Genomic DNA, 16,014 nt, shown 5'->3' with positions numbered 1-16,014 from the left:
AAAATCTATGACGCAGCGAAGACAGCAAACAACTCGCAAAACACAAAATAATCGTCCTGGTGGGTTCGTTAGAATCATCAGCGGACAATGGCGTGGACGCAAATTACCCGTTCATGATGTCGAAGGACTCCGCCCAACCACTGACCGTGTCAAAGAAACACTTTTCAACTGGTTAGCGCAAGACATTTATCAATCTAAATGCCTTGACCTCTTTACTGGCAGCGGTGGCTTAAGTTTTGAAGCGCTTTCACGTGGTGCCGAAAGCGTTACTATGCTTGAGCTTGATAAAACAGCTGCCGTGCAACTAACAGTAAATCTCAATACTGTAAAAGCAACCAATGCTACCGTCATTAACAGTGATAGCTTACGCTTTTTGTCACAAACAGGTACGCCGCACGATATTGTTTTTATTGATCCTCCGTTTCGAAAAGATCTTATTCAAGATGTTATCACAGCGTTAGAAAATAATGGCTGGTTAACACCACATGCAATGATTTATATTGAAGCTGAAAAGGAATTAGGTCAGTTGGCAATCCCTAGCCACTGGCATTTACATCGCGAAAAAAGCGCTGGCCAAGTCTGCTACCGCTTATTTGCTAGAGAGGAACCATGAAAGCACTGATCATTACTGCCAAAATAGCGATAGCCTTAGTATGGTTAATATTGTTCATTAATATCGTTCACCCTTTTCCTGGGGTTTCAGCAATTGCGCTTTATATCATGACCGCATTTCTGTTCATGATGCACGGCTTACAAATGCTTATTTTTGTGGGTGCGTTTGGCGATAAAATCAATATGTCGCGTTGGGAGCATTGGTCAATTTTAATTTTTGGTATCTTCGCACTGCTTGATATTCGTCGCAAGCACATGATGTAACACCGATAAAGCGAGCAACATTATTGATGCTCGCTTTACTACCAACACTGCACCACTATTACTCCGCGCTATCGTGCTGACACTGCCAACATAGTTCAAATTGGCCCTGGTTAAGCTCACCACAATGACGACAATACCAATCTCGATAATCATTACGTAAATAGCTTTCAATAATAACTAACGCTTGTGGTCGTTGAGCTGCAGTTACCCATAACTGCACCTCCACAACCCCCATGGGGAGTTCACCCGCTGCTGCCGCTAATGCCTCACCAGTTAAACGGACTGATATTCCCATATTCTCTAATAAGCCTTTAACGCTATGGGCTTCTAAACTATTACTGGCACCATACAAACATTGCCATTGCTGATCGGTCATCCACCTTCCTCATTACGTGAATTATCATTAATTAAAGATAGCAGTCATCATTCAACCCTCTATCTTTAATATTAAACCGAAACTGTAAGCGGTTAAGTCTCACATAGTAAGAAAACGCCCAATAACAATAACAACCATCAACAACACAGCCCAAAAACAACCCTATAAAAACGGGAAAACACAACAATCAAATAATTAAAAAACAAACACTTACACATTAAAAATAAAAAAACAAACACAAAAGACACCTACCAACACCCAATAATCAATTACCCCACAAAAAAACACTAACAAAATCGCCAACATAATGAAAAACAAGCACTTTAACTATTTTATATACAAAAAACATAACCACCATAAATATAAAACAAGAAAAACAATCACTAAATAGCCATACCATCAAACATTAGCTATTTTTGGTCGTTTTAAACAATAAACATAATAAAAAATAAAAAAGCAGATATTAAAAAAGCAGATAAATAAAAAACAACAAAATAAAACAACAAGTTAAAAAACAAAATAACGACAAAAAAATAAAGTAACATTAATCCAACAATAATAAAAACATTGTTTTAATGATGATAAACAGCTTTTATTGACAAAGTAAAATGTTTTTAAACTAGATATATAGCCACTTAACTTGCCAACGCCAGCAAAACAATGTTATCTTAATTGTCAAGATAAAAAACCCACCATCAGGAATGCAAAAATATGCTTACACACTCACAAAAACAAGGCCTTGTCATGATTGCTGTAGTTGTTGGTTTAATGACACTACCAATAATCTACTAAACCATATTTAAGAAACAAAAAAATAGCGCCTAATGGCGCCATTTTTTATCAGGGTTATCAATTTGGTTAATTGCTATAATGTGATGTGTTGCCAATGATAAAAATAGAACCCTAATGCAGCTAATGTAATACCACCAAGCAATACCACTGCCACTCCCCATACCAAACGACTACTGCGTGGCATTAACTCCTGCTCACACTCCGAACATAAATCGATAAAACGCTGATAATCATTTGTTGCAGAAAGAGAAGTATCATCCATCATTAATTTCTGGCGTATAGCAGTAATTTGATTCAGTTTATTAACAATATCATCAGGAAAGCGATTATCACAACTGTGAACTAATTGCGTTAAATCAGAACCTTTAGCATGATAATGTTGGCGCAGTAAATCTTCTAGCCGACGAGATTTATCAATCACTTGCTCAATATCCATCATCACCTCCCTCGATATTAAATAATCATTACCTTACCTAAGCTATCAATCCAATATAGTGTTTTAGTAAAATAATTGTATTTAGATCACGATTTTATTATCCATAGCTAGGGATGTAGAAATTTGCTGTGAATAATAGCGCGGTATTTATCTAATATAGCTTATTAACCACCAAGGAGTTTGGGAATGCCGATATGGATTATTGTCGTACTGTGCCTGCTATTTTTATTGGCATTAGCGTATTTTAGTTATAACTATCGCCGCCATATCTTAGGTCTTGATGCACCAGAAAAAAAATTGAAGTACAAATTCTCGATAAACAAACTAACCGTATTATTGGTGCACAGCCAGGGGAAGAAGATGAGGAATATTGGTTTTATGTTCAGCCACTAACAGGTGGGCCTAAACGAGAATTTATGATTGGTATTCATTATTACCACGCTTTAAATCCCGGAGATATTGGCACCATGACTTATCGCGGCCAGCAATTTGTTCATTTTGCATTAAAACGTCAATAAGCCGCAATTCTGTTTGCTCACCAATGGGTGAGCAAACAACTAGCTTCAGTTATGGCACTAACCACGCCGAATAACGACTACGGCTTAATAACCAACTGGTTGCTAACGCCAAACTAGCAGCAATTACGGTCCATACTGGAATCGCAATTAAAGGGTTAGCAAAATAAAGATCATACTCTCGCAGTGGCCACAAAAAAATCGGATGAATCAAATACACGCCAAGACTATATTTACTCAACCATGCTAATTTATTGCGCGTCGATAAGCGTAATTTGTCACTCGCCCAACGACACAATAAGAAAACAGTCGCCGCAACCAATGCCGTATTTAAAGTTTTATACGACATCCAGCGTCCCATCTTATATTCATTTGCCGCAAAACTATGGCTAATAACATTATAATCGGTCGCCACTAGCGCAATCACTGCTAACGGTAATAACACCATCAAACTTGGCCAACGATATTGATACAGGCAGTAACCTAACAATAAATAGCCGCTATAAAGTAAGTAGGTTTCACTCCATAAGCCATCGATATAAAACAGGTATAAGCCCGTGATCACTAACCATACCATGATCACCCCTTTCACTTGCCCTGGCTCTGCTTTTTGGACCCACCATTGAATAATCGGAATCAGTAAATAAAGAGGAATGAAATAATAGAAAAAACCAAGATGGTAATAGGTTTCGTGAGTGGGCATTTTTTTCAGTATCGACCAACTAACGCTGCTATCAAAACCACTAGTCGTTAGGCCTGAAAATAACGCGTAAAAAACTGACCATACTAAAAATGGCACTAAAACTTTACCTAGACGGCGCTTAATATAATAGACTGGCTCAAAAGGACGCTGATCACTGAGCATTAATGCGCCCGTAATCATGATAAAGACAGGTACAGCCCAGCGACTGAGGCTATTTATGGTGATGGCACTGATCCATTGCCAATCGGGTAATTGACCGATCTGATCTCGATAGGGGCCAAGAACATGAATCACTACCACTGCCAGCGCTGCAACCACTCGCAGTAAATCCACAAACCAGACTTTATTTTTCACCAACACCTCCCGATAGACAAAAGTAGAGCCATAATCGTTTAGGGCTCTACTTTGAATATAGCAGTCGGCGCATAACAAGTATCTATATCACCAATAAAACAGAATCATTCATTGGTTAGTTATATTGTTATGACGTTGATATAACGACTTATGGCTGCTGACGCGTTGCTGCTAATACGATTTCACGAATACACAAGTTTTGTGGTTGGTTATAAGCATAGCTGATCGCATTGGCGATATCTTGTGGTGCAATCACACCGCCCATACCTTGTTTCCACTCTTCGTAACCCGCTTTAATTGCATCACTACTCGTGTGAGTCAATAGTTCAGTTTCTACTGCACCTGGAGCAATAGTAATAAAACGCACGTTATCATCTGCCACTTCTTCACGAATGTTTTCAGTGATTGCATGCACAGCAAACTTAGTACCACAATAAGCAGCATGGTTAGGGAATGTTTTACGGCCCGCTATTGAGCTGATATTAATTACTGTACCACTCTTACGCGCTTTCATTTTCGCAAGCACGACATGAATACCATTCAACATTCCCATCACGTTAACGTTAAACATGGTTTGCCATTCAGCAGGATCCTGCTCATCAGCAAGGCCAAGCAACATCATACCAGCGTTATTGATCAAGCAATCGACAGGGCCAAATTGTTGTTCAGCTTCTGCAACGGCAGCAGCAATCGCTTGTACGTCAGTCACATCAACTTGACGGCATAATGTATTCGGTAGATTTAGTGCTTCCATTTGTTCAACACGGCGTGCCAATAGCAATAATGGGTAGCCTTCTGCTGATAATTTACGTGCTGTGGCTTCACCAATACCTGAACTTGCACCAGTGATTACGACTAAAGATTTTGACATAATTTTTTCCTCTAGAATAAACCGCACACTTGATGCAGTCAGCTAAGATGCTGTTGATGGCAATAACTATAGAACGAATTTTCATAACTGAAAAATATCAATTTCCTTGGCTTATCATCAAAAAAAACTATGGATAACTTGCTGTCGTCATAAGTTTCAACAATGTGGTAGGCTAATAAGGTCTTTTTTAAGTGAGTATCAGTTGATGGATTTACGCTTATTACGGTTCTTTATTGCGGTTTATGAAGAAAAAAACATTACCTTAGCCGCCGAACGCTGCTGTGTATCACAACCTTCAATATCTAGTGGCATCAAGCAATTAGAACAAGAACTTGCCACCCAGCTGTTTATTCGCCACAAAAAAGGCGTCAATCTAACTAACGAGGCCCATTACTTATATCCATTAGCGATTCGATTGCTCAATGACGTTAATACGCTGCCACAACTATTTCAGCAACGTACAGAAAAATTACCACTGACTTTAGCTAACTTTGCTGATCTTAGCCAAACCCAATTAGCGGCAATATTTAAGCAGCTGCAACAGCAGATCCCAAATGTTTTATTAGAATTAGTTGATCACGATCGCCCTGCTGATGCACGTATTACACTTGATATGTTTAAAGCTGAAGATGAGATTTTTTTACCGTTATGGGAAGAAGATTATGTATTGTGCATGTTACCCAACCACCCGTTAGCTAAGTTAACCAGCGTGTCACCACAACAGTTACACCAGCACGATTTTATTGAATGTCCTCCTTGTGAGGCTCATCAACAAACAATTGGTTTATTAGCCTGTGATGGTTTGTCAGTTAATTTAGTAGCTAAAGCGGAACACAAAACCCAAGTAATGCATTTAGTTCAAGCTGGATTAGGGATCTCTTTTCTACCAACGGGTGTACTAGAAAGCGCCAATCAATTAGTGACTGTTCCGCTTGAAGGACCACGTATGTTCCGCCGTTTAGGATTATGCTACCCAGCAACTAAAACCCTAAATCCCGCTTTAGCGGCTTGCATTAAGGTCCTAAGTCAAGATAACCCTTGCTAGCATTAATCAACGATTAAGTTTTGCCTATTACAACAATAAGAAAAATCGAATTTTTTATACCCGTAAACCTATTTATGCTGCGACCTTCGTTAACGGCAGTTTAATAAATAGGTTATGTCATGAATACAGCTCAACACACTTCTCATGCATTGGTTGTCGAAGGCGGCGCCATGCGCGGTATTTTTGCCAGTGGTGTGCTGGATGCATTTTTAGAAAATAACTATTCGCCGTTTGACTTTGCGATTGGCGTTTCAGCAGGCGCAACCAATCTCATTGGCTATTTAAGTGGTAATTATGGCCGCAGTCATAAAATTATTACCCAATATTCACGTGCCCCACAATTTATCAATTTTTCACGCTTTACCCATGGCGGTCACTTAACCGATATTGACTGGCTATGGCGTACAACTTCGCGTTATTTACCGCTTAACTTAGTTAACTACGAACAGCGCCAAATCCCGCTATATGCCACCACAACTAATTTAGAAACAGGTCAAGCTGAATACATCAAAGTAACTCGCAATAACATTACACCAGTAATGGAAGCGACCTGCGCTTTACCTGTTGCGTACCGCAATAATCCTACAGTTAATGGCATTGCAATGAGTGATGGTGGAATCGGTGATTCTATTCCTGTGATTGAGGCTTATCGTCGTGGCGCACGTAACATTACTGTTATTTTATCCAAGCCATTAGGATTTCATAAACACGACACCAAATTACCGTGGTTAATCAAATCAATGTTTCATGATCACCCTGCTTTTGCAACAGCAGTAATGACCCGTGCTCGTCGCTATAATGCTGCGCTTGATTTTATTAATAATCCGCCATCAGATTGCACTATTACCGTAATTGCACCGAATCAAAACTTTCAGGTTGGTCGCTTAACCCGCAATCTTAACAAATTAGAACAAGGTTATTTGCAAGGTAAGCAAGCTGGCCATCGAGTATGTGGCATCATCCCTTGCGAAGGTGAACATTGTGATCCCGAGTCATTAGTAGCCTGATCTATGCCACCACAGTATAATAGGTTAAAGCTATCGTTATAATAGATGTTAACTGTTATACCTATTAATAGCTTTTATCTATACTCGCTACATCAAAACGGAATAGCTTTTCGTTTTTAACTTATTTATGAGGAATACATCATGGCTCACCAAACCAATTTAATCGGTCTTGACAGTGATAAAGCCCAAGCGCTGGCCACTGACCTCAACCAATTATTAGCTAATTACCAAGTATTTTATATGAATAGTCGTGGCTATCATTGGAATATTAAAGGCCAACAATTTTTCGAATTACATTTGAAATTTGAAGAGATTTATACTGATCTTCAGCTCAAAGTTGATGAATTAGCTGAGCGTATTTTAACTTTAGGCTACACACCGAATCATAGCTTTAGTTGCTATTTAGCAACAACTGAGATCAAAGAACATCAAAACATTAGTGATGGCTTACAAGCTGTGCAAGGTTTAGTAAATGGTTTTAGTATCTTACTTGGCCAACAGCGCCGAATTCTTATTGCTGCTGGCGATGCGAATGACGAAGGTACAGCGGCATTGATGGGCGATTATATTCGCGAACAAGAAAAATTATTGTGGATGCTTAACGCTTATTTACAGTAATAACAGATACCTAATCAGTGAATTAGTCATCCACTGATTAGAATATACTTATGTAATGTGAGTATATTTATTAAAGGCGACCCGCCTGACTACAGCAATACATTATATGGTTCTTTTGGGGTCTTTATGGCCCCGTTTTTTTATGATGGTGGATTATTAATTTGTACGCATTTTTCCGCCCATGCTACCGCTTGTAAATAACTCTGCTGTACTTGTTGTTCTGATATTCCTAATCGACAACATTCAATCGTTACCTGCTGCCAATCTGCTTTATCAAAGGCATCGACTAAGTTCAATACTTGCCCTAGTTGCCCCTCTCGATGTAATAATGCCACTTGAATATTAGGCTGTAACTTTAACAGTACTAACAGTTCCGCTAACGAGCAGTCTAATAACGCATCCAATAATGAAAACATTCCAGCTAAAAATGCCTGTTGCGGTGGTAGTGTCAACGAACTGCAATCAACTAATTTTTCGCACATTTTTGCTCGCTGTAACGATAGGGCATATAAAGCTTTCGGTTTATTAACTGCCGCATGTGCAGTTGCCACCACGCCAACAAACATTCGCAGTTTTTCTTCACCTAAATACACTAACGCCTGATGAAATGAACTGATCGGCTCAACCAATCTACGGTTGGTTTGATTGACATAGCGCAGCAATAAATAAGACAGTGAAACGTCATGACTAATAATATTTTCAATATCAGCAAAATTAACCGGTTCACTGCTGATTGCTTGTAATAATTGAATAGTCGTTAATTCAGAGGCCGCAACTTTACGTCGTTTAACAAGTTCAGGACGACTAAAGTAGTAGCCTTGAAAAAGATCAAACCCCGCATTGAGCGAGGTTTGAAAATCAGTATAGGTTTCAACTTTTTCAGCTAAAAATTTCACGTTCAGATGACGATTATTACGCACAAAATCGCACGCTTTTTCCAAGCCAAGCATCAGTAAATCAAGTTTAATAATATGCACATAGCGAAAGAAACGCTGCCATCTAACATCATACTCAAAATCATCGAGAGCAATGATATAGCCCTTGCGATACAAATGCTTAATCGCTAAAAATAACTCATCATCAGGCGTACAGGTCTCTAGAATTTCAATCACCACTTTATTTTTTGGCAGCAAAAGTGGCATTAAACTAACTAAACAATGTTGCGGAAAATTAATAAAATTGCGTTGACCGCGATAAGCATAATCATCACCAATAGCCATATAGTTTTCAACCACAAGCCGACAGGTTGCCTGATCTGCATCAATATTAGGAAAAGCATTATACTCACCATCACGAAATAATAATTCATGACCAATCGTTTGTTGACGACGATTAAAAATAGGTTGGCGAGCAACATAAGAAAACATGCTAATAATACCTTTAGATCACAATGAGTAATGGTTTATTTCAATTGAAATAAATAATATCCGCTGAAGTTGAGCTTTATGCACGAGCTAAAGCAAGCAGTGCGCCACAACCAATAAACATCGATCCAAAAATACGGTTAAGACGTGTCATTACTGTTACTGAGCGAATATAACCAGTAAAACGAGACGCTAAGCAGACATAAAACAGCATCACTCCAGCATCAATGATCAGTGTCGTTGAGCCTAAAATTAATAGCTGCGGTAATTGTGGTTGAGTGGTATCAATAAATTGTGGAAATAACGCCACCAAAAATACAATCGTTTTAGGGTTAGTAAGGTTCACTAATACTGCACGTTGAAATAAACACTTACTTGTGACTGCCTTATCAACATCCTCTATCGCTAATGTACTATGTTCACGCCACTTCTGAATACCTAGCCACACCAAATACCCGACGCCGATCCATTTAATCAATGTAAACGCCAACGTTGACTGCGCAACTAATGCGCCAAGCCCAACCCCCACCAATATAATGTGAACAGCCATACCTAATTGTAAGCCAACAATTGATGCTAAGGATTTACGCCAACCATATACCATACCATTACTGATCGAGTTAACGGTGCCAGATCCAGGTGCAAAACTAAAGACAATGGCAGCAACGACATAGGCAAGCCAGATCTCAATATTCATTTAATATTCCCTTACGATTCAAATACTCAAAAGATGTCGTTATACCCTGAAACCCAGCACCCAAGCAAATTATTGCTTGATTACGCTACCCTCAATAAATAATGTATACTGGCAAAGATGATAATAAGCAATGAGATAGCTTATCTGCGTAAATATCATTCAAGACTTTGCCTCGTAGTTCACAACTTTCGGATACATTATGACCCACTCAACCTTGCCTTTTTCACAAGAAGCTAGCTTCAATACTATGATGGCAGGTCCAATTTCTGCATTATGGCAACAGCGGCATCAAAGCACATTGCAAGGTGCTAACCATTGCCAATTGAGTTGGGTAAGTTTAACCCCTGGGCACAGTGATAAAGTCATCGTGATCGTTAATGGCCGAATTGAGAGCTATTATAAATATCAGGAATTGTTTTTTGATTTAATCAATCAAGGCTACCATATTTACGCTCTCGATCATCGTGGTCAAGGGATGTCACAACGATTGATCACCGATGCTGAAATGGGCTATATCGACCAATTTGATGATTATGTTACCGACCTGCATCGCTTTATTACCGATATTGTGACACCACAAGGCTACCAACATCATTATCTATTAGGTCATTCAATGGGGGGGACAATCAGTAGCCTACTCCTTGCCCGTTACTCGACTATTTTTGACCGTGCGGTATTAAGCGCACCAATGCATGGTATTCACCTTAAGCCAAGTTTACGATTTATAGCTGAACCACTGGCTCGCCTGAACGATCATCTTCATCGCCAACCTACTTATGCGCCAGGACAACGCTGTTATTACCCCAAACCATTTGTTAATAACCCACTGACACACAGTGAAATACGCTTTCAATGGTTTAAAGACCTTTATCAACAATACCCTCAAATTCGCTTAGGAGGAGCAAGTAATCGTTGGGTCTGGCAAAGTATTGCAGCCGCTCGTGCCTGTATTGACGAAGCATCTAACATCACCACCCCAACCTTGGTATTACAAGGCAGTGCTGATCATATTGTCGATAATCAAGCCCACACTCGTTTTTGCCAACAAATACCGACCAAAAGCCGATTAGTCACCATAACGGATGCCCGTCACGAATTATTATTTGAAAGTGATCAATATCGTAATATTGCGCTAACTGAAATTTGCAACCACTTTGCGACCTTATAAGGCGTAAATAACACCAAAAAGACTACGCCATCACAAAAATAAAAGCGGAAAAGCTTATTAGTCATATTAACCCCTTTTTATCTCTCATAGTGGTTTAATATAAGCGACTCGCATTAGATCTCGTTATCTTACCTTTCGCTATATTTCTATTTATTGAGAGCCTTCATGTATCAAATTGTTGCTTCAGATTTAGATGGCACATTACTAAATCCCGACCATAAAATTGCGCCATTTACGCGCGATGTATTACAACGCCTTGCCCAGAAAAATATAAATTTCGTGTTTGCAACCGGTCGTCATCATATTGATGTAGCAGAGATACGTGAAAAATTAGCTATTCCGGCCTATATGATCACTTCAAATGGTGCGCGAGTACATAACTGTCAGGGCGAGCTTGTTTTTCAACAAAATCTCAGTGCTGATGTTATTCGTGGTGTAATTGCCCTTGCTAAAGATGATCCGGCCTTACATATTCACATGTACCGTGGCGATCAGTGGCTACTCAATAATGACAATGAGCAATTAAAAGAATTTCACGATAGCTTTAGTTATCACTTGTTTGATGTTAACAATCCACCGATCAATAACGTAGCTAAGGTGTTCTTTACCCGCGATGACGAAGATCATGAGGCATTGGTGAAATGGGAACAAATTTTTAATGCACATTTTGGTGACAAAGCCAATATTGCCTTTTCTACACCATGGTGTCTTGAAGTGATGGATGCTGGCGTATCAAAAGGTCATGCACTTCAATCGGTTGCAGAAGCTCTTGGCTATCATCTGACTGACTGTATCGCCTTTGGTGATGGTATGAATGACGCTGAAATGTTGGCAATGGCTGGTAAAGGGCTGGTCATGGGAACTTCACATGAAAAGGTCAAATTAGCCCTACCAAATAATGAAGTGATTGGTTCAAATGCCGATGAAGCCGTTGCTCATTATTTAGAGCAACACCTGCTAACACGCTAATTTGAATATTGCTTTATTAACAATAAATAACTCAAACAGTGACAATCATAGCCATCTATATTGTCACTGTTTTTGATTAAAATTGCCCTGTCATCGCTAATATCTGTTGCCACTCAGCAGCCGTTACTGGCATCACACTCAGCCGGTTACCTCTTTGAACTAATGGCATTACTGCTAATTCTGGCGCCTTTTTCATGCGTGCTAAACTAACTAAGCGTAAATGCTGCTGATATTCAATATCGACCATCACCCACGGTGGGTTTTCAGTGGTCGCTTTAGGATCATAATAAGCACTTGTCGGCTCAAATTGAAAATGATCAGGGTAAGCCTCTTTCACCACCTTTGCGATGCCAACCACACCAATATCTTTACAAGAAGAATGGTAAATCAATACTTGATCGCCGCATTTAATCTCATCGCGGAGCATATTTCGCGCTTGATAATTACGAACCCCTTCCCATGGTGAAACTTTTTGTTGTTTTAAAGTGTCTATTGAAAAGGTATCTGGTTCGGTTTTAAATAACCAATACGCCATTGATTTCCCCTAATTGTGCTAATTTCAATGTAGAAATTGAGCCTATCATAGAGAGTACATAATGACATACCCACGCTTATCACTTGCGCTATTATTAGCAGCAACTACCTTATCAGGCTGTGCTAGCTGGATTCCGGCTGCGTTTAAAAGCGATCCAGCCGAATCACAATGGGTGGGGAATTATAAAAGTGATACCGAAATGGGACTAACCACACATCTTCACTTAAGTGATGATCATGCTGCAACAACGACCTATACCTACACTAATGGTGATCCTGATTTATTAGAAACCGGTCATTGGCAAGCGATTAACCCAACCACTGTTAAAGTCACGATGACCACTCACCAAGGACGACCACTCAATAGCGAACGTATTTATAGTTATGATCCCCACAGTGAACAACTTAGCACTCAACAAGAAACCGTCGATGGCCAAACCTATCAGCTCGGTGTCGAAGGATTAATTCTACAGCGTCAATAATCGCTATTATGGTTCTCTATCGTGACTCAAAGGTGGCGTTGTGCCACACTGCCACCTTTATCATTGATCACGAGAAAAAACATGACTTGTCTGCGTTGCGGGTTTAAATTTAATTGTATTTGCGCTATGGAACCACAATTACAATCAGCCGCTGATTTTGTGCTACTAACTCATGCTCGTGAATCTAGCAAAGATACCAATACAGGCATATTAATGACGCGTACTCTGCCCAGCTGTCGCGTCGAAATGTGGCACCGTACACAGCCGCCGCAAGCATTATTGAATCAATTGCAAGACCCTAGTTATCAAGCTTGGCTAGTCTTTCCTAGTGACGAACAACACTTAGCAACACCATTAACGCTACCAACCCCCGATAGCACAAAACTATTGCTAATTATTATTGATGCCACCTGGCAAGAAGCACGTAAAATGGTACGTAAAAGTCCGTGGCTTAATCAATTACCCCGTATCGCATTAATCCCTGAAAACACATCATCTTATTCTCTGCGCCGTAACCAGCAACCCGGTCATCTTTGCACCTGTGAGGTGGGTATTGAGTTATTAAAGCAACTGCACCACCCCCAAGCAGCACAACAACTGCAAGATTACTTTACTCATTTTATTGAAATCTATCATGCCGACAAAAGTGGTCACGCTAAATAAGTTCATTAGTGCTTAAATCATGCTAATAGTTGTTTTTGTAATATCAGATTTACTGCTTTATTTTCTAAATAAAAAGGCTCAGATTAGCAATACTCAATTTTATACACTGTATTTTTAGCGAAGCTTATACCATGAAAACCAAAATCCTTGCCGTCGTCGTCATCGCCTCAACTTTAGGTCTTGCAGGTTGTGCAGCTAACCCTTACGGCAATGCCTACAATGTAAATGATGCTCGTCAAATGCAACAAGTCTATTACGGTACTGTTGTACGCACCCAAGCGGTTACTCTAAACGGTAACGGTAATGGTCTTGGTACATTAGCTGGCGGCGCAATTGGTGGTATTTTAGGTTCCGGTGTTGGTGGTGGTAAAGGTTCAGAAATCGCCTCAATTGGTGGTGCATTACTAGGTGGTTTCTTAGGGAATGAAGCAGGTAATCAAGCTACAAAACGTAACGGGGTTAATCTAACCATTAAAATGGACAGCGGCCGTACCGTGTCTATTGTGCAACAAGTAAACCCTCAAGTAATGTTCCAAGCCGGCGAACGCGTTCAAGTTAATGAAAGTGCTGATGGCACTTCACGAGTAACACCTACTTAATCATCATTTTCTATCAAAAGGAGCTGCGGCTCCTTTTTTATTATTCAAATTTCCGCTTTTCAGCATAGCTGCTTATGCATGCATGTCACTGCGTCAGTAGGCTGTCAGGGCTGTTATTATTGCCTTTATTACGGTTCTTTTCAGTCTAAATAGCCATTATCTGCGCTCGTGTTGCATTATTAAAAAAAAAACTTTATTCAACCTAAAACATGTAACATCACAATTAATGCATAACTATTTTATGCTTATAGCACTCTCACCCTCATTTGTATAACAAATCCCATCAGGCGGTAATCACAACTTACTGTTATTAATCATAATTTAATTTGTCACTATTATTATTTATTCATTTAATATTCATTTTGACGAAATTAAGCGATCGAATAACGATACTCGTTCTTCATTTACTCTCTAAATCTGCAACGTTTCTTTGCGGTTTTACGGTTTTTTTTTATCAAAATAGCAGCATCATAGCACTCGTTAAATAACTGAACGGTGATGTGATTAAGTAATATTAACTAAGTAATTTTATCTTTAACTTATTTTTTTGGTTACGTAAGACAGTCAAAAAAATAAATTAATGGTGATTCTTCGTTAACATCATTTACTTCATATGACTTTATTTTCATTACGATAAATAAACTATACATATAGCGTTTATATCCCTTCCTAATCACAGGTAAATATAATGTCATCAGATACTGGCACTAAAAAAATGGGACTCGTTGGCTTAACTGTACTTGTTGCAGTTAACATGATGGGTTCCGGTATTATTATGCTACCAGCAAGCTTGGCGCAAGTTGGTGCAATTTCAATGTTATCTTGGATTGTAACTGCGCTAGGCGCAATGTGTATTGCTTACACATTCGCTAAATGTGGTGCATTTTGTAAACGCTCTGGCGGTATGTCAGCTTACGCAGAAGAAGCACACGGAAAATCATCTTTCTTCATCTCTTCTTACACTTACTACGTGTGTTTGGTAATTAGCTGTGTGGCAATTGCCGTTTCAGCGTTAGGTTACATCAAACCATTTATGCCTTGGCTTGATACACCGGTGCACACTTTCTTCGGTGTAGTAGCTATCCTTATCTTCACTATGGTAGCTAACTTTGGCGGTGCGAAAATCACCGGTCAAATCTCAGCATTCACTGTTTGGGGTATCATTATTCCAGTTGCTGGTCTGTCTATCATCGGTTGGTGGTGGTTCGATCCACAAACATTCATGAACGCATGGAACCCACACCACGATACTACAATGCACTCTGTATCTTCAGGTATCGCACTGACTTTATGGGCTTTCCTAGGTATTGAATCTGCTGGTGCTAACTCTGATGCAGTTGAAAACCCAGAGCGTAACGTACCACTTGCAGTACTATTTGGTACAGGTTTCGCAGCGGTTATCTACATTGCTTCTACTGGTGTTATTCAAGGTATTATTCCTAACGCCGAGCTATCAGCATCAACTGCACCGTTTGGCCTAGTATTCAGCCACATGTTTAACCCTATGGTAGGTAACATTGTTACTCTAGCTGCAGTTATTGCATGTATCGGCTCACTACTTGGTTGGCAGTTCACTAACGCACAGGTTTCTAAAGCGGCAGCAGATGAAGGTCTATTCCCTAAAATCTTTGCTAAAACAAACAAAGCAGGCGCACCAATTGCAGGTATGTTAATCATGCTAGCTGCTGAGATTTTACTAGCGGTAATGACGATTTCTCCAAACCTAATCAGTCAGTTCAACGCGCTATTGAACCTTGCAGTATTCATTAACATGGTACCTTACATCCTATCGATGACTGGTCTTGAAGTATTACTTCGCAAGAACATGGTATCTCCAAAGCAATACCGCTTAGGTGCGACAGTGGGTACATTAGCGGTTCTTTACAGTATCTATGGTGTGTATGCTTGTGGTGCTACCGCAGTATTTGGCGGTACTATCCTGATG

The 16,014-nt window shown here is 39.6% G+C and carries 18 protein-coding genes and 1 pseudogene; 12 read left to right on the top strand and 7 right to left on the bottom strand.

The features are described 5' to 3' along the window. The first annotated feature begins 7 nt into the window (after nt 1-7). On the top strand, nt 8-613 hold the full coding sequence (rsmD, locus tag BTN98_RS16930) for a 16S rRNA (guanine(966)-N(2))-methyltransferase RsmD (RefSeq protein WP_060997727.1): 606 nt from the start codon (nt 8-10) through the stop codon (nt 611-613). Further along, a complete protein-coding gene (locus BTN98_RS16925) occupies nt 610-876 on the top strand; it encodes a DUF1145 domain-containing protein (protein WP_036789251.1) in 267 nt (88 codons plus the stop codon). Before rsmD ends, BTN98_RS16925 begins: the two co-directional genes overlap by 4 nt. 58 nt (nt 877-934) lie before the next feature. On the opposite strand, the gene BTN98_RS16920 is transcribed toward BTN98_RS16925, so the two are convergent. Next, nucleotides 935-1,252, bottom strand: coding sequence for a putative signal transducing protein (locus BTN98_RS16920; RefSeq protein ID WP_060997726.1), 318 nt, complete (start codon nt 1,250-1,252; stop codon nt 935-937). Nucleotides 1,253-2,117: 865 nt separating this feature from the next. Beyond that, the gene (locus BTN98_RS16910) at nt 2,118-2,483 is read right to left on the bottom strand and encodes a hypothetical protein (RefSeq protein WP_060997725.1); all 366 of its coding nucleotides are present in this window, start codon (nt 2,481-2,483) and stop codon (nt 2,118-2,120) included. Nucleotides 2,484-2,666: 183 nt separating this feature from the next. Here BTN98_RS16910 and BTN98_RS16905 point away from each other — a divergent pair. Continuing rightward, nucleotides 2,667-2,998: pseudogene (locus BTN98_RS16905) on the top strand (DUF2500 domain-containing protein). Nucleotides 2,999-3,047: 49 nt separating this feature from the next. On the opposite strand, the gene BTN98_RS16900 reads toward BTN98_RS16905, so the two are convergent. Continuing rightward, complete coding sequence (locus tag BTN98_RS16900; protein ID WP_060997723.1) at nt 3,048-4,052, bottom strand: acyltransferase; 1,005 nt, start codon at nt 4,050-4,052, stop codon at nt 3,048-3,050. Nucleotides 4,053-4,200: 148 nt separating this feature from the next. After that, nucleotides 4,201-4,923 (bottom strand): SDR family oxidoreductase, encoded by a 723-nt coding sequence (locus tag BTN98_RS16895; RefSeq protein ID WP_060997722.1) that lies wholly within the window; start codon nt 4,921-4,923, stop codon nt 4,201-4,203. Nucleotides 4,924-5,128: 205 nt separating this feature from the next. Here BTN98_RS16895 and BTN98_RS16890 point away from each other — a divergent pair, with 205 nt between their 5' ends. The 3 genes from BTN98_RS16890 (at nt 5,129) to BTN98_RS16880 (ending at nt 7,593) form a co-directional block, all read left to right on the top strand. Beyond that, complete coding sequence (locus BTN98_RS16890) at nt 5,129-5,968, top strand: LysR family transcriptional regulator (protein WP_060997721.1); 840 nt, start codon at nt 5,129-5,131, stop codon at nt 5,966-5,968. A gap of 119 nt (nt 5,969-6,087) precedes the next feature. Continuing rightward, entirely contained in the window at nt 6,088-6,975 is an 888-nt protein-coding gene (locus BTN98_RS16885) for a patatin-like phospholipase family protein (RefSeq protein WP_060997720.1), read from the top strand. A gap of 141 nt (nt 6,976-7,116) precedes the next feature. After that, entirely contained in the window at nt 7,117-7,593 is a 477-nt protein-coding gene (locus BTN98_RS16880; protein ID WP_060997719.1) for a Dps family protein, read from the top strand. A 140-nt stretch (nt 7,594-7,733) separates the two neighbouring features. On the opposite strand, the gene BTN98_RS16875 is transcribed toward BTN98_RS16880, so the two are convergent. Both BTN98_RS16875 and rhtB read right to left on the bottom strand, forming a co-directional pair. Continuing rightward, on the bottom strand, nt 7,734-8,960 hold the full coding sequence (locus BTN98_RS16875) for an EAL and HDOD domain-containing protein (RefSeq protein WP_060997718.1): 1,227 nt from the start codon (nt 8,958-8,960) through the stop codon (nt 7,734-7,736). A 76-nt stretch (nt 8,961-9,036) separates the two neighbouring features. Continuing rightward, nucleotides 9,037-9,654 (bottom strand): homoserine/homoserine lactone efflux protein, encoded by a 618-nt coding sequence (rhtB, locus tag BTN98_RS16870; protein WP_060997717.1) that lies wholly within the window; start codon nt 9,652-9,654, stop codon nt 9,037-9,039. A 199-nt stretch (nt 9,655-9,853) separates the two neighbouring features. Here rhtB and BTN98_RS16865 point away from each other — a divergent pair, with 199 nt between their 5' ends. Together BTN98_RS16865 and BTN98_RS16860 are read left to right on the top strand one after the other, a co-directional pair. Beyond that, nucleotides 9,854-10,822 (top strand): alpha/beta fold hydrolase, encoded by a 969-nt coding sequence (locus tag BTN98_RS16865; protein ID WP_060997716.1) that lies wholly within the window; start codon nt 9,854-9,856, stop codon nt 10,820-10,822. 165 nt (nt 10,823-10,987) lie between these two features. Beyond that, nucleotides 10,988-11,791, top strand: a complete 804-nt coding sequence (locus BTN98_RS16860; protein WP_060997715.1) for a Cof-type HAD-IIB family hydrolase — start codon at nt 10,988-10,990, stop codon at nt 11,789-11,791. A 76-nt stretch (nt 11,792-11,867) separates the two neighbouring features. Here the strand turns inward: BTN98_RS16860 and BTN98_RS16855 are convergent, their stop codons facing one another. Beyond that, entirely contained in the window at nt 11,868-12,326 is a 459-nt protein-coding gene (locus BTN98_RS16855; RefSeq protein ID WP_060997714.1) for an EVE domain-containing protein, read from the bottom strand. A gap of 61 nt (nt 12,327-12,387) precedes the next feature. On the opposite strand from BTN98_RS16855, the gene BTN98_RS16850 reads away from it, so the two are divergent. The 4 genes from BTN98_RS16850 to potE form a co-directional block, all read left to right on the top strand. Beyond that, entirely contained in the window at nt 12,388-12,807 is a 420-nt protein-coding gene (locus tag BTN98_RS16850; RefSeq protein WP_060997713.1) for a hypothetical protein, read from the top strand. Between the two features lie 81 nt (nt 12,808-12,888). Then, nucleotides 12,889-13,470, top strand: a complete 582-nt coding sequence (locus BTN98_RS16845) for a tRNA-uridine aminocarboxypropyltransferase (protein WP_060997712.1) — start codon at nt 12,889-12,891, stop codon at nt 13,468-13,470. 131 nt (nt 13,471-13,601) lie between these two features. Next, nucleotides 13,602-14,069 (top strand): outer membrane lipoprotein, encoded by a 468-nt coding sequence (locus tag BTN98_RS16840; protein ID WP_060997711.1) that lies wholly within the window; start codon nt 13,602-13,604, stop codon nt 14,067-14,069. A gap of 688 nt (nt 14,070-14,757) precedes the next feature. Then, nucleotides 14,758-16,014, top strand: a 1,257-nt coding sequence (gene potE / locus BTN98_RS16835) for a putrescine-ornithine antiporter (protein WP_105030056.1), incomplete at its 3' end; no start/stop codon positions are given.

It is taken from the genome of Photobacterium aquimaris, from assembly GCF_002954455.1.
GTDB classification, from domain to species: Bacteria; Pseudomonadota; Gammaproteobacteria; order Enterobacterales; family Vibrionaceae; genus Photobacterium; species Photobacterium aquimaris.
The sequence above is the reverse complement of the archived record's forward strand: the minus strand, read 5'-3'. Positions and strand labels throughout refer to the sequence as shown.